Origin of the sequence: Streptomyces sp. NPDC057623 (genome assembly GCF_042800355.1) — a bacterium.
GTDB lineage: Bacteria > Actinomycetota > Actinomycetes > Streptomycetales > Streptomycetaceae > Streptomyces.
The window spans coordinates 2,066-21,775 of the sequence record NZ_JBHVGZ010000035.1; the positions used below are offsets into that span (position 1 = coordinate 2,066).

The following is a 19,710-nucleotide window of genomic DNA, read 5'->3' on the forward strand; positions in this document are numbered from 1 at the left end:
ACCGTGATGGCCGACGTCGATCCCGGCGGCGGCTCGGATGCGCCGATGTTCATCAGCAAATATGTGGCAGTCGCAGGGAACACGGTCTATGTATGCGGGACGTTGTCTCAGCGGAATTACTCCGCCGAGTCTGCGACCACCGGCTACATCCGTGCGTTCAACGCCGCGAACGGCAAGCGACGCTGGCAGGTCAAGGGCACGGACATCAACAACGTGCTCGTGCCGCCCTCCGGTACTCACCTGCTGGCCACCTCGGCCGTTGTGGGCAAACCCGGCCGCGTCCAGATGATCGACGCCGGCAGGAAGGGCGCCCGCGGCTGGAACGTGTCCGTTCCGTACGCCGGGTCCTACTTCTCCACCGGCTGGCCGCTGACGTGCTACGCCGCCGGGCTGTTCCTGTTCGCCGGCGGCAACGGCGAAACACTGTTCGCCGTCGACACGGCCACGGGCAGCGAGAAATGGCATCAGCGCTTCAAGGCGAAGAACGGGGACCAGGTCCGGATCGGCACCCCGTTCTCCAGCCTGGACGGTGCGACCGTCTACGTACCCGTCGGTAGTGACCTGGCCGCCATGGCCGCGGCCGACGGCACGATCCAGTGGGTCGCGAAGGTCGACGGGGCCAGCGACATCGGCACTTCCAACATGTTCAATGCCTCCCTGCGGGTTTCCGGCAGGAGCGCGCAGTGTTCGGCCGACACCGTCTTCGCCACCGACACCGCCAAGACGCTGTGGGCCATCGACGCCGCCACCGGCAGGGCCCGGTGGAAATACCGCGACCCCGGGCAGCCGGACTGGGGGTTCCTGTGGACGGTGGGCGGCGACCGCGTGTTCATCGCCTCCCACCTGACCATGACCGCGATCGCGGCCCACGGGCGGTAAGGGACAAGGAGAAGACATGGAGACGAGTGTGGAACTCGCCGGCCTGGCATCGGTGGCCGCGGCGCGCCTGATCGATCTGCTGGCGACGGACGGCTGGGCCGCGGTCAAGTCCTCGGTCCTGTCGCTGTGGCGGTCCGCGCATCCGGAGCGCGTCGAGGAGGAACTCACCGATGCGCGCGGCGAGTTGATTCAGGCGCAGAGGACGGGGGACGGCCAGGAACTCCAAGGGCTGCTGGTCGCCGAGTGGCAGGCCCGCATCATCCGGCTGATGGCCACGCGACCGGACGCCGTCGACGAGCTGCGCTCGCTGCTGGGCGGGGAACTGCGCGCCGCCGAAACCCCGGAACAGCAGATCACGGGCTCGATGACGCTGGAGGCACACGTCTCCGGCGGCGACGCGTTCCTGGCCGGCCGGGACATGACCGTCACCAGAGGCGGACAGGCGTGACGGAACACGACACCGGGGCCGCGCCCCTCGACGAGCCCACCTCCGACGGGCCCACTCCCGACACGCCGCCCCTCGACGAGCCCACCTCCGACGGGCCCACTCCCGACACGCCGCCCCTCGACGAGCCCACCTCCGACGGGCCCACTCCCGACACGCCGCCCCTCGACGAGCCCACCCCCGACGAGCCCACCTCCGACGAGCCCACTCCCGACACGCCGCCCCTCGACGAGCCCACCCCCGACGGTCCGCCCCCCTGGCAGCCGAAACGGCTGGAGGCGACCGTGACGGGAGGCGGCAGCTCCTTCATGGCCGGCCGCGACATGCACATACGCGTCGGCGACGAGGGACGCAGAACCGTGCCCGGCCCCGGCGCCGCCCAAGCGCTGTGCCCGTACCCGGGCTTGGCCCCGTTCGGCGCACGGCACAAGCAGTGGTTCTACGGCCGTGAGCGCATGGTCCATCTCGTGTGCGAGCGGATGGACGCCCGGATCGGCGAGGGCGGCCCGCTGGTGCTGATCGGCCCCTCGGGAGCCGGCAAGTCGTCCCTGCTCGCGGCCGGAGTGCTGCCGGCCCTGGACGACGGCCGGCTTCCGGTGGAGGGCTCCAGAACCTGCCCCCGGCTGCTGCTGACCCCGACGGCGTCCCCGGCCCTGGCCCTGGCGGCCGCCGCCGGGCTGGACGCCGAGACCGCCCGGCGCACCGCACCGAAGTGGCGGGCCGATCCCGCGCAGTGCCTTGCCGACCTGCGCGAGATCAGCGGCGCCGGCGATCCGGCGCCCGTCGGGGAGTCCCCCTCCGTGGGCCTGGTCGTCGTGGTCGACCAGTTCGAGGAGGTCTTCACGGCCTGCGGCGACGAGACCGAACGGCAGTGGTTCATCGACGTACTGGACCGTCTGGCCCAGCCCGCGGGCGGTGCGGTCGTGGTGCTGGGGGTGCGCGCGGACTTCTATGCCGCGTGCACGGCCCATCGGCAGCTCCGGGCGGCGCTCCGGGCCGGGCCGGTCCTGCTGGAGCCGATGACGGAGGACGAACTCAAGGAGGCGATCCGCCGCCCGGCCGCCAGCGTGGGACTCGACGTGGAAGACGGCCTGGTGGAGGTGCTGCTGGCGGACCTGGGCGCGGTCGGGGGACCGGTCGGTACGAGCAGCACGGGCCGGCTGCCGCTGCTCGCACACGCGCTGCGGGCCACCTGGCAGCAGCGCCACGGCCACACGCTCACGGTGGACGGATACCGGGTCACCGGCGGCATCCAGGGCGCCATCGCCACCACGGCGAACAGGCTCTACGACACCCTGCCGCCGCCCTGCCGCGAGGCCGCGCGGTGGGTGTTCCTGCGGCTCGTCATCGTGGGACGCGACGCCGACGACAGCCGCCGCCGCGTCCGGTACGACGAGTTGCTGCGTCACGCGCCGGACCGGGAAGCGGCCGAGAGAGTCCTGGACGACTTCACCAATGGCCGGCTGCTGACGCGGGACCAGGACGACACGGTGGTGATGACGCATGAGGTGCTCATCCGTGCCTGGCCCCGGCTGCGGGGCTGGATCGAGCACGACCGCAACGGGAACCTCGTACGACAGGATCTGGAGGACGCGGCCGCGCTCTGGGAACAGGCGGGCCGGGAGGCAGCCGCGCTGTACCGTGGCAACCGCCTGGAGGCCGCCCGCGCCTGGGCCGACATGCACGGGCCGGAACTCAGCGACGCCGCCCGGTCATTCCTGGCAGCCTCCCGCCACCACCAGCGGCGCGGGCAACGGCTCCGGCGCGGCGCGGTCGCCGCCATCACCGCCCTGGCCGTGGTCGCCTCGCTGGCCGCGGTGTTCGCCTTCCAGCAGGAGTCCCAGGCCCGGGAAGCCGCCGCCCAGGCCCTGCGGGACCGCAACCAGGCCATCAACGCCGCCGTCACTTCCGCGTCCGTGCAACTGGCGCCGACCGATCCCTCGCTGTCCGCTCAACTCGCGCTGACCTCCTACCGCATGGACCCGACCCCGGAGGCGGCGTCCCGGCTCATCTCGACCGAGAACACACCGCTGGCCACCCGGCTTCCCGGCCCGCGCGGCGCGCGCGGCGCGGTGTACACCGTGGCCTACAGCCCCGACGGGCACATGCTGGCGGCCGGGAACGTCTACCAGAACCTCGTCCGGCTGTGGGATGTCTCCGATCCCAGCCGTCCGGTGGCGCTGGGCGAACCCGTGCCCGTGGACCGTTCCGTCGATTCGATCCTTTCGCTCGCGTTCAGCCCGGACGGCCGGGTGCTGGCCGTCGGCGGCCACGACAACCAGAACGGCGACGCCGGTTCCGGCGGATTCGTCGACCTGTGGAGCCTGACCAGCCCCAGCCACCCGGACCTGCTCGGCCGGCTGAAGAGTCCCGGCGTCAAGGGCCTGGACGCCGCGACCACCATCGAATCAGTGGCGTTCAGCCCCGACGGCCGTACCCTGGCCGCCGAATGGAACGCCGGACTCGTCAGCCTGTGGAACGTCGCCCGCCCCGACGACGTCGACCCCGCGGGCGAGCCCCTGAACCTCGACTGCCCCGACGTCTTCGCCACCAGAATCGCGTTCAGTCCCGACGGGCGAACCCTGGCCGCCGCATGCGACGACGACGGCGGCACCATCCGCCTGTGGAACACCACCGACCCGGCCCACCCCGTCCGCGGCCGTTCCCTGAAAGCCGGGGACGACGTCAACTCCCTGGCGTTCAGCCCCGGCAGCCGTATCCTGGCCGCCGGATCCAGCGACAGCAAGGTCCACCTGTGGAAGGTCGCGGACCCCGGCCACCCCGCCCCCCTGGGCAAGCCGCTGACAGGTCCCGTCCAGACCGTCACGTCGGTGGCGTTCAGCCCGGACGGCCACACCCTGGCGGCCGGCAGCGCCGACCGCACCATCCATCTGTGGAACGTCACTCGCCCCGAGGCCATCAGCCCTCTGGGCCGGCCGCTGACCGGGCCCGGCGACGAGGTGACCGACGTGGCGTTCAGCCCGGACAGCCGCACCCTCGCCGCCGGGAACAGCGACGGCAACGTCGATCTGTGGAATCTGCCGCCGACCCGGATCATCGGCGCCGGCGGCAATGTGGCATCCGTGGCGTTCAGCCCCGACGGCGACACCCTGGCCGCCGGAAACCAGAACAAGACCGTCTCGCTGTGGAACACCGCCGACCCCCACCACCCCGTTCCCCTCGGTGATCCGCTCACCGGTCCCAAGAAGCCGGTCACCGCCGTGGCGTTCAGCCCGGACGGGCGCACCCTGGCCGCGGGCGACGGCGCCGGCACCGTCACGTTGTGGAACACCGCCGACCCCAGCCGTCCCGTTCGCCTCCGGGAGACCCTCACCGAGGCGAAGGGGCTCATCTTCTCCCTGGCGTTCAGCCCCGACGGCGACACTCTGGCCGCGGCCGGCGACCACGCGCTTGGCATGATCGCCCTGTGGGACGTCAGCGACCCCGCGCACCCCGAGTCCCAGGGCGGCATCTCCAATGACCACACGAGGTCCGTCCAGTCCCTGGCGTTCAACCGCGACGGCTCGATGCTGGCCGCCGGCGGCGACGGCAGCAACGGCGAGGTCGGCCTGTGGCGTACGACCGACGGGGTCCGCTTCGGGCAGCCGATCGAGCAGCCGACCGGCACCAGCACCTGGGTGGCGTTCAGCCCGGACGGCCGCACGCTCGCCACGGGGAACGACCGCGGCATCGTCACCCTGTGGGATGCCACCGACCCCAACCACCTCACACGTAGGGGCAGTCCGCTGACGGTACCCGGCGGCAGCCTGTGGTCGGTGGCGTTCAGCCCGGACGGGCGCACCCTCGCGGCGGCGGGCCACACCGACAACGGCACCATCAACCTGTGGAACGTCACCGATCCCGACCACCCCACCCCCATCGGCCGACCGCTGACCGTGGAGACCGGATTCGTCGCCGTTCTGGCGTTCAGCCCGGACGGCCACACCCTGGCCGCCACCACCGACGACGGCGTGGCCACGCTCTGGGACCTGAACGTCAAGTCCGCGATCAGCCGCATCTGTGCCGGGAGCTCCGGCGCCCTGAGCCGACAGCAATGGAAGCGATACGTCCTCCGACTGCCGTACGACCCACCCTGCGGGACCACCCAGTAGGGCCTGGTCAGGTTGGTATCGGCGCCGGCATGTCGCGGTGACAGATGGGGCAGGCGCCGCCGCGCGCCCGCGCGGTTTCGCGGTTCTTCACGGTCCGGGCCGGCTCGGGGGAGACGGGGTCCACGGGCCGGGGCCGGGGACCACGGCCGCCGGCCCGCGTTCTCCCAGGCCCAGCAGGACAGCTGCCGTATCTCCCAGCTGCCGTATCGCCCCCGCCCCGCGTGAGCCCCGTCTCACCTGGGCAGCGCCACTTGGCTATGCAACGAGTTGCATAGAAGGATCGGGGGCATGGCGCTCGAGCACGCGATTCTCGTCTCCCTGCTGGAGAAGCCGGGTTCCGGCTATGAGCTGGCCCGGCGGTTCGAGCGGTCCATCGGATACTTCTGGACCGCCACGCACCAGCAGATCTACCGCGTACTCAAGCGCATGGAGAGCGAGGGCCTGCTCGCCGTCCGTGAGATGTCACAGCAGAGCCGACCGGACAAGAAGGAGTACTCCGTCGTCGGCCCCGGCCGCGCAGCGCTCTCCCAGTGGCTGCACGAATCGATCCAACCCGAGAGCATCCGGCACGAACTCGCCGTGAAGATCCGCGGCGCGGCCTTCGACGACCCGTCCGTGCTCATCCGTGAGGTCGAACGGCACCGCCAGGTGCACAGCGACCGGCTCGCGCACTACCAAGCCGGGGAGCTGCGTGACTTCACCGGGCCGGAGGCGCCCACCCCGCTCGACGCCGGTCAGGAGCTTCAGCATGTCGTGCTGCGCGGCGGCATCGCGTACGAGCGGATGACGGTCGCCTGGCTCGACGACGTACTCGCCACCCTCCGCCGGCTCGGCACGCCCCACCCGCATGCCTGAAGTCCCGGCAGCCGCAACCTCCAACCCTCAACCCTCAACCTTCGGAAGGCGGACCTTCATGGCCGACTCCCTCCTCTTCAACCCCCGCACGTACGACCCCGCGCAGTTCGACCCCGAGACCCGCAGGTTGCTGCGTGCCACCGTCGACTGGTTCGAGGACCGCGGCAAGCGCAGGCTCATCGAGGACTACCGGACCCGCGCCTGGCTGGCGGACTTCCTCGCGTTCGCGGCCAAGGAGGGACTGTTCGCCACCTTCCTGACCCCGGCGGCCGCCGCCGGCAACAAGGACCAGCGCTGGGACACGGCCCGGATCGCCGCCCTCAACGAGATCTTCGGGTTCTACGGTCTCGACTACTGGTACGCGTGGCAGGTCACCATCCTCGGTCTCGGACCGGTCTGGCAGAGCGACAACACCGCGGCCCGCACCCGCGCGGCGGAACTCCTCACCCAGGGCGAGGTGTTCGCCTTCGGCCTCTCCGAGAAGACGCACGGCGCCGACATCTACTCCACCGACATGCTGCTGACGCCGGACGGCGACGGCGGCTTCAGGGCGACGGGGTCCAAGTACTACATCGGCAACGGCAACGCCGCCGGCCTCGTCTCGGTCTTCGGCCGGCGCACCGACATCGAGGGCCCCGACGGCTACGTCTTCTTCGCCGCCGACAGCCGCCACTCGGCCTACGACCTGGTGAAGAACGTCGTCGACTCCTCGAAGTACGTCAGCGAGTTCCGCCTGGAGGACTACCCGGTCACCCCGGACGACGTCCTGCACACGGGCCGCGCCGCCTTCGACGCCGCCCTCAACACCGTCAACGTCGGCAAGTTCAACCTCTGCACCGCCTCGATCGGCATCTGCGAGCACGCGATGTACGAGGCGGTGACCCACGCGCACAACCGCATCCTGTACGGCCGCCCCGTCACCGCCTTCCCGCACGTGCGCCGCGAGCTGGCCGACGCGTACGTCCGCCTCGTCGGCATGAAGCTGTTCAGCGACCGCGCCGTCGACTACTTCCGCTCCGCCTCGCCGGACGACCGCCGCTACCTGCTCTTCAACCCGATGACGAAGATGAAGGTGACCACGGAGGGCGAGAAGGTCATCGACCTGATGTGGGACGTGATCGCCGCCAAGGGCTTCGAGAAGGACACCTACTTCGCCCAGGCCGCCGTCGAGATCCGGGGGCTGCCCAAGCTGGAGGGCACGGTCCACGTCAACCTCGCGCTGATCCTCAAGTTCATGCGCAACCACCTCCTGAACCCGGCCGAGTTCGAGGCCGTGCCGACCCGGCTCGACGCGGCCGACGACACGTTCCTCTTCGAGCAGGGCCCGGCCCGCGGCCTCGGTTCCGTGCGCTTCCACGACTGGCGCCCCGCCTACGACGCGTACGCCGGGGTGCCGAACGTCGCCCGCTTCCGGGAGCAGGCCGACGCCCTGTGCGAGTTCGTCACCACCGCGGCCCCCGACGAGGAGCAGAGCCGCGACCTCGATCTCCTGCTCGCCGTCGGCCAGCTGTTCGCGCTGGTGGTGCACGGCCAGCTGATCCTGGAGCAGGCCCGCCTGACGGACCTCGACGAGGACGTGCTCGACGAGCTGTTCTCCGTCCTCGTCCGCGACTTCTCCGCCTTCGCCGTCGAACTGCACGGCAAGGACTCCGCCACCGCGGACCAGCAGCGCTGGGCGCTCGGTGCCGTCCGGCGCCCCGTCGTCGACGAAGCGCGTTCGGGACGCGTCTGGGAGCGTGTGGAGGCACTGTCCGCGGCGTACGAGATGGCGCCGTGACAGCAGGCTAGGGGGCTCGTCGACATGTGACGGCCAAGGCGCCCCCGGAGTGGTAACGCTCGTACCCCGGCCCTCCGCGGGACCTGCCGCGCGGAGGGCCGGTTCGACGCCGGGTCAGTCCCTGCCCGGCAGCGGTCCGGTGCGTGTTCCCGAGGTCTCCATGTCCTCGTACGGTGAGGACTCGTGCTCGGTGCGAGGGGCGAAGTAGTCGGCGTCCTTCGGCCGATGGGCCGCCGGGCGGGGACGCGGTGCAGGCTCGAGGTGGGGTATGTGCTTCGAGCAGTGCACATACGCCTCCTCCACCGTGATGTGCACCCAGAACTCGGGCCTGCGTCCAGGAGCGGTGTCCACGGGAAGGCCGGGGTAGGCCCGCCGCTGGTCCTCGTCCCGGTGGAGCCGAGCCGCGCCATTGACGTGCAGGCCGACGTGGTCATGGGTGAAGTCGACGAAGAGCAGTCCGATATGCGGGTTCTCGGTGATGTTTCCCGCACTGGCGAGGACACCGTTCCCGCGGTACTCGGGGTAGGTGAGGGTGCCGTCGTCCAGCACCGTGACGAAGCCCGGGGGACCGGCACGGAAGGTGACGTCGCAGGCTCCACCGGCGTCCGACGTGGACAGGAACGCCATCGTCTGCCGCCCTATGAACTCCACCATCTGCGGGGTGAGACGGGGCTGCACCTGGCGGTCGTAGAAGGTGGCGGCCTGGTCGGCCGTACCGAGAAGCTGTTGGAGGCGGCGCTCTCCGGTGGAGCCGGTGGACTCGTGGGTGTGGTTCACGGAACGCGCTGCCTTCCTATGGCCTTCAGCTGGGCGTGGGGAGCGACGGCACTCTAACCCCGTATGGAGCACGGTGTCGTGATCCGAACTGATGGGCGATTCTCAATCTCAAGCGCTTCCTGTCAGGTGCATGGTGCAAGATGCCATGCTCTGTGCACATGAACAGACGTAGGCCGACGGGCTGGCTGTGGGCGTGCGTGTGCGCCGCATCGTTGGCGGCAGTGGTGGCGTGGGGTTCGCGAGGGCTGAACCGGGGTGATGTCGACCCGGTCGGCGCGGCGCTCGGCTTGGCGGGGCTCGCGGTCGCGGGCTGGTCGGGGTGGATGTCCTGGAGGGGGCTTCGCCACCAGGAGACCGACGCGGTGGCGATGGCGGGCAGGCTGGCGCAGGCGGTGCTGCGAGCGGAGACCGAGGCGAGGACGCAGTTGCTCGGCGGGGACGGTACGCCGGTCGATGTGCGCTTCGACTTCCGGCCGGCCGCGGCCCGCAACGCCGCCGGAGCCGCCGTGGAAGGACGATTGAGCGAGGTGGCCACCTACTACCGGCAGCTGCGACCAGGGCGCCTGGTGATCACCGGGGCGCCGGGCGCAGGCAAGACCGTGCTCGCCCTCGAACTTCTCCTCGCCCTGTTGGAGGAGCGCGGCCCGGAGGATCCGGTACCGGTACGGCTGCCTCTGGCTTCCTGGGACCTGCTGTCCGCCGCTCACCGAGGCACCGGGCCGAGCACGGGGGCCGGCCATGCTCCGGGTGCGGCGGCCCGGATGGTACGGGCGTGGGTGTGCCGGCATCTGGTGGACACCTATCAGGGGATCTCCCCGACGGCCGCGGCGGCGCTGATGGACGCGGGGCTCATCCTCCCGGTGTTGGACGGGCTGGACGAGATGGACGCCTCGGACACACCCGGGTACGGCTCCCGGGCCCGGCAGGCGTTGGACGTGCTCAACGCCTTCCAGCGTGGCCGGGCGAAGGCGAACCTCGTGCTGACCTGCCGCAGCGGGCAGTACCAGGCGCTGGAGGAATGGGAGGTCTGGACCCAGGATGCCGCGCGAGTGGAGATCGGTCGGATCAGTCCCGCTCAGGCCCGCCTGTTCATCCAGCAACGGGTGGGAAGCCCAGCGCGCTGGCAGGGTGTGCTGGACACCCTCGACCGGGCCCCGTCCTCGCCGCTGGCGCGGGCCCTGTCCACCCCATGGCGGCTGACCGTGGCGGTGACCGTCTACGAACAGCGCGATCTCACCGGCGCTCATCTGCACTCGCCCCAGGATCTGATCCGCCCCGAACTGGCCGGCGACCGGGCGGTCCGCGACCACCTGCTCAAGCTGTTCCTCCAGGACGCCACCACCCGGCACCGTGACTCACGGAGCGACACCTACACCCCCGAGCAGGTCCGGGCCTGGCTGGGTGTGCTGGCCGCCTATCTCAACAGCAACGCCGCCACCGGCCGTACCGTGGCCGGCCGGGCCCTGTCGGGCACCGATCTGGTCCTGCATGACCTGTGGCCCTTGGCCGGCCGCCGCCGTCCTCGCCTTGCCCACCTCGCTCTCCTCGCGGGGGTGTTCCTCGGGGGCGCCGCCCTGGGCATGGGGGGACTCGGCATCACGTTGTCCGCCGGGGCAGCCCTCACCATGACCGTGGCCCTCTCGGCTCTCGGTCTCACATACGTTCTCGCGTGGCCGGTGCCCTCTCGGCTCGACCTGGGACGGCTGCGCAGCCCCCAGGGCCGACGTGCCGCGACCTTCTGGCTCGCCGACATGCTCGTTCCTTCGGTGGCCGTCTGGTTCTCAGGCCGGCGCACGGCCGAGGGCACCCTCAGCGTTTTGGATCCCCGCGTCCTTGTTCGTATCAGCCTCACGAGCGGACTCGTGGCCGGGCTCGGTGCCGGGGTCTTGTTCGTGCTCGGGGCGAGCGAGGTCGCGGCCGGGAACCTCCCGGCGGCGGTCGGGGTCGTCATGGGGATCATGCTGGTGCCCGTGGCGGGGAGTGCCGGGGGCGCGGGGATGCGCTACATCGCCCTGCTGCTGTGCACCCGCCTCGGCCCCGGGGCATTGCCCTGGCGCCTCGGCCGGTTCCTGCGCTGGGCCACCACGGCCGGCCTGCTCCGCGGCGCCGGCATCGCCCACCAGTTCCGCCACCGCGAACTCCAGGACTGGCTCGCCGACCCCGCCAACCGCCCCTGACGGCCGCTGCCTTCGGGGGGAGGGGACAGCTTGGCACCTTGCCCCGGGTTCACTGAACGGGGTGAGAGCGGGTACTACGGCGCCGCTCCGCGCGCACGCCTGGGCGGAGGCCGACGGCCTTCCGGTGGGCGAACCGCACCGCCCGGGGGAGTACCACCGCATGATGGTGGTGCCGGTCCTGGCGAAGAAGGACGCGCTGCGGATGAGCAGTTGTCCTGAGGCACGGCGCCGACGCCCCCTCGTCGTGACCAGCAGCCTGCACTGCGCGCCGACCCGGCGCGAAGGCCCGGCCGCGCACGGGCGCGAGCCGGGCCGGTCAGCGGCGGGTCAGTAGTTGCCGTTCGAGAGGATCTCGCCCTTCTCGTCGTACACGGTCACCAGCCCGTTCTTCGACTCGTAGCAGGACGCGAACGCGGACGCGATCAGTTTGCCGTCCGAGGCGTGAGGGCCGATGAGACCGCCCGTGTAGTCGGTGAACACCTCAGCCGTGTCGAGGATGTCGTTGTTCTTGTCGGCGCCGGTCACCTTCGTGACGTGCCCGACGGCCTCCTTCTCGGTGGCGGTGCCGGACTTGGCGACACAGTCCTTGAACTGTTCGGCCTGGCTCTTGTCCTCGGCCGGCTCTTCCTTCGCGGGCTCGTCGGCGGCCTGGTCCTGGGCCTGGTCCTCAGCCTGGCCTTGGGCCTTGGGCTTGTCCGACGACGCGGTGACGGCCTTGTCCTTGTTGCTGCTGTCGGTGGACTCGCCGCCACCACCAGCGATGGCGCCGATCACGATGAGGCCGACGAACACGGCGCCCGTGATGCCGAGGATCTTGCCGATGCTGCGTTTCTTGGGCGGCTGCGGCGGGGGAGCACCCCAGCCGGTCTGCTGCGGGTATCCCGGGCCGGGCTGTTGCGGGTAGCCGTATCCGGGCTGCGTCGGTTGTCCTGCCCAGCCGGGCTGTTGTGGCTGCTGTGGTGCCCCCCACTGCGGGTGCTGCTGGCTCATGTCGCCCCCCATTGGCGCATCTTGCGTGGAGGGCGAATCCAGCTGATGTGTGGGGAGTGTGAAGGCACTGGGATGGTTCTGTGACCTACGTGAGCCATGGTCCGGAATCGTCGAAGGCACACAGGGCCCGCTTGTGGCGCGTAGGGCGCTACGGTGAGTCCGCCTGGGGCGTCCAGGTCCGGGGAGACTTTGAGGACGCCCCTACGACGCGGGAGGGGAGGTCGGTGAACGAGCGGCTTGTGGTGCGGTGCGCGGCTTTCGCGTTGCCTGCTCTGGCACTCGCGCTGTCGTGCGTGCTGCACTTTCGAAGTGGTTACTCCTGGGGCGCTGCGGTCTTCCTCGGTGTGCTGTGGGTCCTGGCGTTCTCGGTTGCCGTGTGGGTGAGTCATCTGCTCTCACGCCGGTCGCGCCGCTGAATCCGGCGGCGATGTCGGTTCAGCCCCGCATTGCCGGGCCGCATGCTCTGACCTGCGAGAGTGCTACGGTTCGGCGCCGGCACATCCCTGTGATCGGTGCGGTACCGACCGCGATGGCCCTCCAGTTACTCGGCCTGAGTGGTGTGTCCGAGCCGAGCGACGGATCGACCGGGGCCGGTACGTCCTCGGCGAGCGGAGCTCGTGACCGGAGGTACGTGAACGCCGTCAGCGGGAGGTGAGGGCGGTCTCGGACTCGACGCGGGTGAGCTTTCCGGGGTTGCGGACGTAGTACAGGCCGGCGACGCGGGAGTCCTCCACGCGGAAGGCCAGCACCCCGTCGATCACGCCGTCCAGGCGCAGGATGAGTCCGGGGTTGCCGTTGACCGTCGTGTGCTCACTGGTGAAGGTGCCGCCGGCCTTGTCGACACTGCCGGCCATGTAGCGGAGCACCTTGTCGGCGCCGACGACCGGTCGCACGGCCGCCAGTTTGAAGCCGCCGCCGTCGCTGACGAAGACGACGTCGGGGGCGAGTACGTCGAGCAGACCCTGTAGGTCCCCGGTCTCGAGGGCGCGCTGGAACGCGTTCAGCGTGGCCCGGGATTCTTCCGGGGACACCCGTGTACGCGGCCGGCGGGCGTCGACGTGCCGGCGTGCGCGATGGGCGATCTGGCGTGCGGCGGCGGGGCTCTTACCGATCGCGTCCGCGATGTCGTCGTAGCCGATCTCGAAGACCTCGCGCAGCACGAACACGGCGCGTTCGGTCGGTGCGAGGGTTTCGAGGATGAACATGAGTGCCAGCGACAGGTTCTCGGCCAGTACGACGTCCTCGGCCACGTCGGCCGCGGTGAGCAGGGGCTCGGGCAGCCAGGGGCCGACGTAGGACTCCTTGCGCCGTTTGAGGGTGCGTAGCCGGTTGAGTGCTTGCCGCGTCGTGATCCGTACCAGGTAGGCGCGCCGGTCCTGCACCTGCGCGAGGTCGACCTGGGCCCACCGCAGCCATGCCTCCTGGAGGACGTCCTCGGCGTCCGCCGCAGATCCGAGCATCTCGTAGGCGACGGTGAACAGCAGGTCGCGGTGAGCGACGAAGGCTTCGGTCGCCTGGTCGGTGACGTGGTCGTGCATGTCGTGCTTTTCGCTCTCTAGCGGTCGGCCCATGTGCCGGAAGCGGTTCGTGGAACATGTACCCGGTCAGAGGACGGAGTTGTCCGCAGCCGCCCCCCACTGATCGGGTCACGTGGGGTGGGCGGCCTGGTGCGGATGACGCCCCGGCCCGAGAAGGGGACTTGGCGGCTATGCCGCTCCTCGCCTGTCGGACGGCGTCGTGCGTTGTTCCGGCTGGGTCGGTTCCAGGCGGTCGGTGGTGTCCCCGTGGGCTGCGCGGGAACTGGCCTTGCGTGCCCCGGAGACCAGCTTGTCGAGGGTGAACCGGCAGGCCATCTCCTTGACGCGGGCACCGGTCCGCCCGCTGATGCGGAGCGCGTTCACCTTGTCGTTCGGGTAGGAGAACTGGGTGACGCCCTCGTTTCGGCCGAGGCTGAGGCACTGCCCGGCGAAGAACATCCGGACGGGAGCGGGTGCCTTCCCCGCGATCCGGCGCAGGACCGTGGCGGCAGCTGCCGGGCCCAACTGCACGGCGGCCTGGCAGCTCATGCGGAACGGCCGGTCCGTCATCACCACAGCGTCCCCAGCGCCGACGATGCGCACGTCGTCCACGCTGGTCAGCGTCGCGTCGGTGACCAGACGGCCTTCGGCGTCGGTGCGCAGCCCGCTGCGGACGGCCAGGTCCGGGACACGGAATCCCGCTGTCCAGATCGTCACCGCGCTGGGCAGCTCGCGGCCGTCATCGAGCTGTACGCCCTCGCGTGTCACTTCCGTCACCCGTGCGCGGGGACCTTCGAGGACGATCACACCCAGCCCGGCGAGCCGACGGGCGACCGGGCCGCGAACCCGGGCATGCAGGGAGGGGCCGAGCACGTCGCCGCAGACCAGAGTGACCTTGTGACCCGCTTCCGCCAGCTCGGCGGCGGTCTCCAGGCCGGTCGGACCGGCCCCGACCACGGTCACCGGAGCCGACGCGGGCGTCGCGCTCAGCGCCGATCGCAGTCGCTGCGCCCCTTCGAGGTCCGACACCCAGTGCGCGAACTCCGCCGCTCCGGGCACACCGGGATCGGCGGCGCCGCTGCCCACCGCGTAGACGAGGTAGTCGTAGGAGAGCGTGCCACCGCCCGCCAGCAACACCCGGCGCTCGGCGGTGTCGATCAGGGTCGCGGTGTCGACCACCCGCCGGACGTTCCCGCCGAGAACCTCCTCGTAGCCCTCGACCGCGTCGTCGGAGCCGGTCACGAGCTGGTGCAGGCGGATCCTCGATACGAACTCGGGACGCGGATTGACCAGGGTCACCGACATGCCATCGCGCCGAGCCAGACTGTTGGCCGCCGTCACGCCCCCGTACCCGCCGCCGATCACGACTACCTCGACGTTCCCGTTCATCATGTCTCCCTCGCTTTTAGGACTCGGCATGGAGACACCAACCGCGCATCCGGTGTGACAGCCGGCGGATGAGACGTACCGCACATCGTGTGCGGCGGACACGCTGCCCCTCCCGACGCGAGGGGTGTCACGCGGCCCTGACGAGGTCGGCGAGGGCTGGGAAATCTCGCGGCAGCAAAAGCGGCGGCAGTACGGAGGTGCGGCGTGCACACCCTCAACGCGGTGATGGCCCGCCCGGACCTCGTACGTAGCTGGGTCAGCGACGTGATCGGCCTCTTCGACGCGGAGTACGGGTGGCACGAGTTCGCCCTGAGCCAGCAGGCACCGGAGTGCACAGGGCCGGATCCCGCCGTCCCGCTCGGCTCGGACCTCGCCACGCGGGTCGCGATGCTCGTGAAGTTCGGCATGAGCGAGCCGGTGGCGAAGCGGGTCGCGGCAGGCCAGGACGAGGCGATGGGGCGGGCCGCGTACGCGCTCTACCGGTCAGCCGCCCAACCGGTGATGGCCGAGCTCGGCCGCAACCTCGGAGGCGCCGCGCAGCGGCCGGGCGTCGCTCTGCTCGCCACCGAAGACCTCGTGGTCGGGACCATCGAACAGCGGTGCCGCATGGCGCGGTTGGCCGGCGCCGGGACCGCGACGCTCGACGGGCTCGGCCACTGGTGGATGACCCAGGACCCTGGTCGGGGTGCCCGGGTCCTCGCCGCCTCTGGGACTCGTTGGACTGCTGACGAGCCCGGTGAACGTGCGTATCCCTGCCGGGAGATGAGGAGAGGAGCCCCCCTGTTATGGTGCGTCCGTGTCAACGATCAAGCAGTTCCAGGTCACCTTCGACTGCGCGGAACCCGAGCGCGTCGCTCGCTTCTGGTGCGAGGTGTTGGGGTACGTCGTACCGCCGCCACCGGCGGGGTTTGCCACTTGGGACGATTTCGACCGCTCCCAGCCGGCTGAGGAGCAGGGTTCGTGGTTCGCGTGCACTGACCCCTCAGGTGTCGGCCCGCGACTGTTCTTCCAGCGCGTTCCCGAAGGCAAGGTCGCCAAGAACCGGGTGCACCTCGACGTGCGGGTCGCCACCGGACTCGTGGGTGAAGAGCGCCTGGCCAAGCTCGAGGCCGAGTGCACACGGTTGATCGCGCTCGGCGCGGTACGCGTGCGCCTGCTGTACGACGGCCACGACGCGTGCATCGTGATGCAGGACATCGAGGGCAACGAGTTCTGCCTCGACTGAGCGTCCTGCGAACTCTCGGCATCGGCGTCGTCAGCGTGGATCGATCGCTGATTCAGCCGCTGCTTTGATCCGGGCGCCGAAGGCGTCGGCATCCTTGCGGGCGGCGGTCAGCGCCAGGCCGACGAGGAGCTTGCCGACGCCGTGGCCTTCGAGCACGTTGAAGATGCGCACGCGAGTCCTGCCACCGTCCAGCGCCAGGAGGTCGTAGCCGCCTTCGCGGACCGCCACGCTGTTCTTCGAGACCTCGGTCCAGCGGATCCTTTCCGGGACCGTGAGGTCGGTGATGCGGAACTCCCTGGCTGTCTTGACCCCGGCGTCCTTGACCGTGCTGCGGAAGACCGTCCCCACGGTCGTCGAGGTGTCGGGGACCCGCTCGATCCTGAGCACGCGAGGGCTGAACTGCGGGTCGTTGCGTCCGTCGGCGAGGTAGTCGAACACCGCCTCGACAGGTCGGTCGACCTCGATCGTTGCTTCGAACTGTCCTGCCATGAGCACTCCTCCATCGCTCGATCGAGCCGCGGCGCGCCCGCGACGCCTTTCGGTCTGACAACCATGCTCGCCCGCGAACTCAAAATCTTCACCCCTCGCCGGTCGCCTCGCCGACGGGGTCGGGACCGGCCCGGGCGACGAGCAGGGCTACGTCGTCGTGGTCGCCGTCTTCACGCAGGGTGCGCAGGAGCAGGTCACAGGTGGCGTCGAGGGAGCGGTGCGGGTCATCGAGGATGCCGAGGAGGGCGTCCAGGCGTACGTCGATCGGCTGGTCGCGGGTCTCGACGAGGCCGTCGGTGTACAGGACGAGTTGGTCCCCGGGCCCGAAGTCGACGGAGGTGGAGTCGAAGGAGATGCCGCAGCCGCCCAAGGGCGCCCCGGTGGGCAGGTCGAGCAGCTCGCGGGTGCCGTCCCGGCGAAGGAGGACGGGCGGCAGGTGTCCGGCAAGGGAGACGTGGCATCGCGCGGTGCGGGGGTCGAAGACGGCGTAGACGCACGTGGCGATGGTGTCGACGTCCTCGGTGATGTGGTCGAGGTGGTGCAGGACCTGGTCGGGGGCCAGATCGAGGTCGGCCAGCGTCCTGGTGGCGGTGCGCAGCTGTCCCATGGCACCCGCGGCTGTGATGCCGCTGCCCATGACGTCGCCGACGACGAGGGCGGTCTTGTCGCCCTTGAGGGGGATGACGTCGAACCAGTCGCCGCCGATCTCGATGGTGGCCTGGGCGGGGCGGTAGCGGAAGGCGACATCGAGACCGGGTCGCTGTGGAGGGGGATGGGGCAGCAGGCTGCGTTGGAGGGTGAGGGCGGTGCGGCGCTGTTCCTCCGCGGCGTGGTGCCGGTCGGTGACGTCGACGCTGGAGGTGGCCACGCCGAGCACTTTCCCGTTGGGGGATTCGAGCCGGTAGAACGAGATCGACCAGGCGTGGTCGTGGTCCGGGTCGGCCGCCGTGCGACCGACCGTGTACTGGTCCACGATCGGCCTCCCGGAGGCCAGGACCTCACGCATGGCACCTTCGAAGGACTCGTCCAGGAAGGGCAGCACCTCATGGACATGGCGGCCGATGTGCTCGGCGGCCGGCACGCCGTTCATCCGTTCCTCCGCGGGGTTGACGGAGATGTACCGGAGATCGGTGTCCAGCATGCCCAGCCCGATCGGCGACTGGGACACCAGCTGGGCGGACAGGGCCAGGTTGCGCTCCACCTGCCGTAGCGTCGCCTGGTCCGTGGCCAGACCCAACGCCCAGTAGTCGCGCTGGTCGTCCTGCAACCGCATGTTGCGGAACTCCACCATGCGCCTGCTGCCGTCCTTGCGGCGGACGGGAAAGACCCCGGCCCAGCTCCTTCCGTCCCGCATGACCTGGGCGAACAGCGACAGCACCGTGTCGAGGTGCTCCTGGTCGATCAGCAGCTGGCCCGCGTACTGGCCCAGGGCCTCCTCGGTGCTGTAGCCGAAGAGGGACTCCGCCTGCGGGCTCCAGAGATCGATCTTGCCTTGGGCGTCGAGGAGGACGGCGGCCACGTTCAGCACATCCAGTAGGTCACCCGGCCTGGTCGCCACCACACCCGCCGTGCCGGGATCACCCCGGAGGGGTTCGGTCGCACCCATACCGCAGGCTCCTCCCGCCGCAGATCAGACCGGCGCCGTGCCGCCTCGGCGTGTGCCGGCGCCACTGCACGCCATCCCATCGTCCTACTCCGCCGCCCACGCGTGCACGCCAAAGTCGGTGAGGGGCAGCACTGCGCTCTGGAAGGTTGTCCGCGCGGGGCGGCGTCGGCACTGGTCAGCCCCTGCGGACCTGCGGTTTCGCCGGGGGAGTGGACAGGAGGGGCCGGCCGGGGGTCGAGCGGTGATGGCAGGGGCATGCCAATCCTGCTGCGGGATCTCGTGATCGTTTCGGCAATGAGCTGAGCTGCGGACCCTGTGCTCGGCGATCATGGTCGTCAGCGTGTCGCTGCGTGTGCCGATCTTGCGTCGAGGTAGCTCCGCGATCAGCCGTGGGCATCCAGGCCGTCTCGGTCGAGTGCCGCTCGGATCTGGCCCAGCCACTGTGCGCCCAGCAGACGCCCGTTCGGGAGTTGGTCGCCCCTGTCCCAGCGCCACGCCGTGATCATCGCCAGCATGAGGATCCGGCACTCGCGCAGCAAGTCCTGCCGGACGCCCGGATAGTGCTTGCTGACATCATCCGGCGCATGGGCGAGATCGAATTCGACGGGCCCACGGCAACACGTCTCAAAGTCTATGAACAGCAAACCGTTCTTCGTGGCGAGCACGTTGCCCGGGTGCGGCTCCCCGTGCAGCAGCTGCTCGGCGCCGCCGCGCTCGCCGATCACTCGTCTCAGGTTCCGTAACGTGTCGTCGAGCAGCTCCCGGTCCGGGTCGGCGAGTGCCGGGGTGAGATCACGGTTCGCCACGAGTCGTTGAGCCTGCTCGACTCGATCCGTGAAGTGCGGCGTCGGGACATCGAGCTCGCGCATGCCGGCGTGCAGCCGCTCCAGCCCATGGGCGTACTCGGCCGGTGAGACCTCTCGACCTGTCACGGGTGCGTAGTAGGTCCAGAACGTGACCACGAAGCCGTCACGCTCATGGACGCGTGGCTCCGTTCGAGGGTCGAGAGCAGCCACAGGGCACCCGGATTCGGCGAGCCGCTGAGCAAGCTCGACCTCGAACTGCGCGACCTGGTCGGCTACAGGTGCCACCCGGGCCACGACGTCACACGGCAGCAGACGCAGAGTCAGCTTGTTCGAGTCATGAAGAACGACCGCGTCGTCGACCGCCAGGCCGAGTGACCCGGCGGTCGACATGGCCGCGGCCACCACACGCGGGACCTCTGACGCCTGCATCGTTACCCGGCCTCTCTCACTTGAGCCCTGCCACAACTCGCCGAGCGGTAAAGCCGCTCACCCTACCAAGTCGTCTTCCTCCGGAGCTGTCGGCGATGTACGCGCGCCGGAGACACCGGTGCAGCACGGGGCTCGAGGTGCAGGGGAGTCGCGGTTCCCCTAATGTGATGGTTGGAGTGTTTCCGAGGTGTTCTTCTCCCTCGTCGGGGGGTTCGGCGGTAGTTCCCGTCACCGCAA

Annotated in this window: 16 protein-coding genes; 8 read left to right on the plus strand and 8 right to left on the minus strand. The window is 70.3% G+C overall.

The genetic code is table 11. The annotated features are described in order from the left end of the window. The 5 genes from ACFU95_RS29690 to ACFU95_RS29710 form a co-directional block, all read left to right on the plus strand. Positions 1 to 879, plus strand: an 879-nt coding sequence (locus ACFU95_RS29690; RefSeq protein ID WP_383833325.1) for a PQQ-binding-like beta-propeller repeat protein, incomplete at its 5' end; no start/stop codon positions are given. Between the two features lie 16 nt (positions 880 to 895). Then, complete coding sequence (locus ACFU95_RS29695) at positions 896 to 1,327, plus strand: hypothetical protein (protein ID WP_383833327.1); 432 nt, start codon at positions 896 to 898, stop codon at positions 1,325 to 1,327. Then, positions 1,324 to 5,436 carry a hypothetical protein gene (locus ACFU95_RS29700; protein WP_383833331.1) on the plus strand — a complete coding sequence of 1,371 codons (4,113 nt, stop codon included), beginning with the start codon at positions 1,324 to 1,326 and terminating at the stop codon, positions 5,434 to 5,436. Before ACFU95_RS29695 ends, ACFU95_RS29700 begins: the two co-directional genes overlap by 4 nt. A 288-nt stretch (positions 5,437 to 5,724) precedes the next feature. Further along, a complete protein-coding gene (locus ACFU95_RS29705; RefSeq protein WP_383833334.1) occupies positions 5,725 to 6,291 on the plus strand; it encodes a PadR family transcriptional regulator in 567 nt (188 codons plus the stop codon). Between the two features lie 58 nt (positions 6,292 to 6,349). Beyond that, positions 6,350 to 8,068: an acyl-CoA dehydrogenase family protein gene (locus ACFU95_RS29710; protein WP_383833337.1), complete on the plus strand. Its 1,719-nt coding sequence runs from the start codon at positions 6,350 to 6,352 to the stop codon at positions 8,066 to 8,068. A 114-nt stretch (positions 8,069 to 8,182) separates the two neighbouring features. Here ACFU95_RS29710 and ACFU95_RS29715 read toward each other — a convergent pair whose 3' ends face one another. Then, positions 8,183 to 8,845 (minus strand): pyridoxamine 5'-phosphate oxidase family protein, encoded by a 663-nt coding sequence (locus ACFU95_RS29715; protein ID WP_383833340.1) that lies wholly within the window; start codon positions 8,843 to 8,845, stop codon positions 8,183 to 8,185. Positions 8,846 to 9,003: 158 nt separating this feature from the next. On the opposite strand from ACFU95_RS29715, the gene ACFU95_RS29720 reads away from it, so the two are divergent. Both ACFU95_RS29720 and ACFU95_RS29725 read left to right on the plus strand, forming a co-directional pair. Beyond that, entirely contained in the window at positions 9,004 to 11,022 is a 2,019-nt protein-coding gene (locus ACFU95_RS29720; RefSeq protein ID WP_383833343.1) for an NACHT domain-containing protein, read from the plus strand. 61 nt (positions 11,023 to 11,083) lie between these two features. Then, complete coding sequence (locus ACFU95_RS29725) at positions 11,084 to 11,356, plus strand: hypothetical protein (RefSeq protein ID WP_383833346.1); 273 nt, start codon at positions 11,084 to 11,086, stop codon at positions 11,354 to 11,356. On the opposite strand, the gene ACFU95_RS29730 is transcribed toward ACFU95_RS29725, so the two are convergent. The 4 genes from ACFU95_RS29730 to ACFU95_RS29745 form a co-directional block, all read right to left on the minus strand. After that, positions 11,350 to 12,012, minus strand: a complete 663-nt coding sequence (locus ACFU95_RS29730) for a hypothetical protein (RefSeq protein ID WP_383833349.1) — start codon at positions 12,010 to 12,012, stop codon at positions 11,350 to 11,352. The genes ACFU95_RS29725 and ACFU95_RS29730 overlap by 7 nt on opposite strands. Positions 12,013 to 12,653: 641 nt before the next feature. Next, entirely contained in the window at positions 12,654 to 13,550 is an 897-nt protein-coding gene (locus tag ACFU95_RS29735) for an RNA polymerase sigma-70 factor (protein ID WP_383833353.1), read from the minus strand. Between the two features lie 168 nt (positions 13,551 to 13,718). Then, complete coding sequence (locus ACFU95_RS29740; protein ID WP_383833566.1) at positions 13,719 to 14,918, minus strand: NAD(P)/FAD-dependent oxidoreductase; 1,200 nt, start codon at positions 14,916 to 14,918, stop codon at positions 13,719 to 13,721. A 483-nt stretch (positions 14,919 to 15,401) separates the two neighbouring features. After that, complete coding sequence (locus tag ACFU95_RS29745) at positions 15,402 to 15,575, minus strand: hypothetical protein (RefSeq protein WP_383833356.1); 174 nt, start codon at positions 15,573 to 15,575, stop codon at positions 15,402 to 15,404. 139 nt (positions 15,576 to 15,714) lie between these two features. Here ACFU95_RS29745 and ACFU95_RS29750 point away from each other — a divergent pair, with 139 nt between their 5' ends. Further along, positions 15,715 to 16,143 (plus strand): VOC family protein, encoded by a 429-nt coding sequence (locus ACFU95_RS29750; protein ID WP_383833359.1) that lies wholly within the window; start codon positions 15,715 to 15,717, stop codon positions 16,141 to 16,143. 30 nt (positions 16,144 to 16,173) lie between these two features. On the opposite strand, the gene ACFU95_RS29755 is transcribed toward ACFU95_RS29750, so the two are convergent. The 3 genes from ACFU95_RS29755 to ACFU95_RS29765 form a co-directional block, all read right to left on the minus strand. Continuing rightward, positions 16,174 to 16,632 (minus strand): SRPBCC family protein, encoded by a 459-nt coding sequence (locus tag ACFU95_RS29755; protein WP_383833362.1) that lies wholly within the window; start codon positions 16,630 to 16,632, stop codon positions 16,174 to 16,176. A gap of 88 nt (positions 16,633 to 16,720) precedes the next feature. Further along, on the minus strand, positions 16,721 to 18,238 hold the full coding sequence (locus tag ACFU95_RS29760; RefSeq protein ID WP_383833365.1) for a SpoIIE family protein phosphatase: 1,518 nt from the start codon (positions 18,236 to 18,238) through the stop codon (positions 16,721 to 16,723). Positions 18,239 to 18,621: 383 nt separating this feature from the next. Next, positions 18,622 to 19,473 carry a phosphotransferase enzyme family protein gene (locus ACFU95_RS29765; RefSeq protein WP_383833368.1) on the minus strand — a complete coding sequence of 284 codons (852 nt, stop codon included), beginning with the start codon at positions 19,471 to 19,473 and terminating at the stop codon, positions 18,622 to 18,624. Positions 19,474 to 19,710 lie beyond the last annotated feature (237 nt).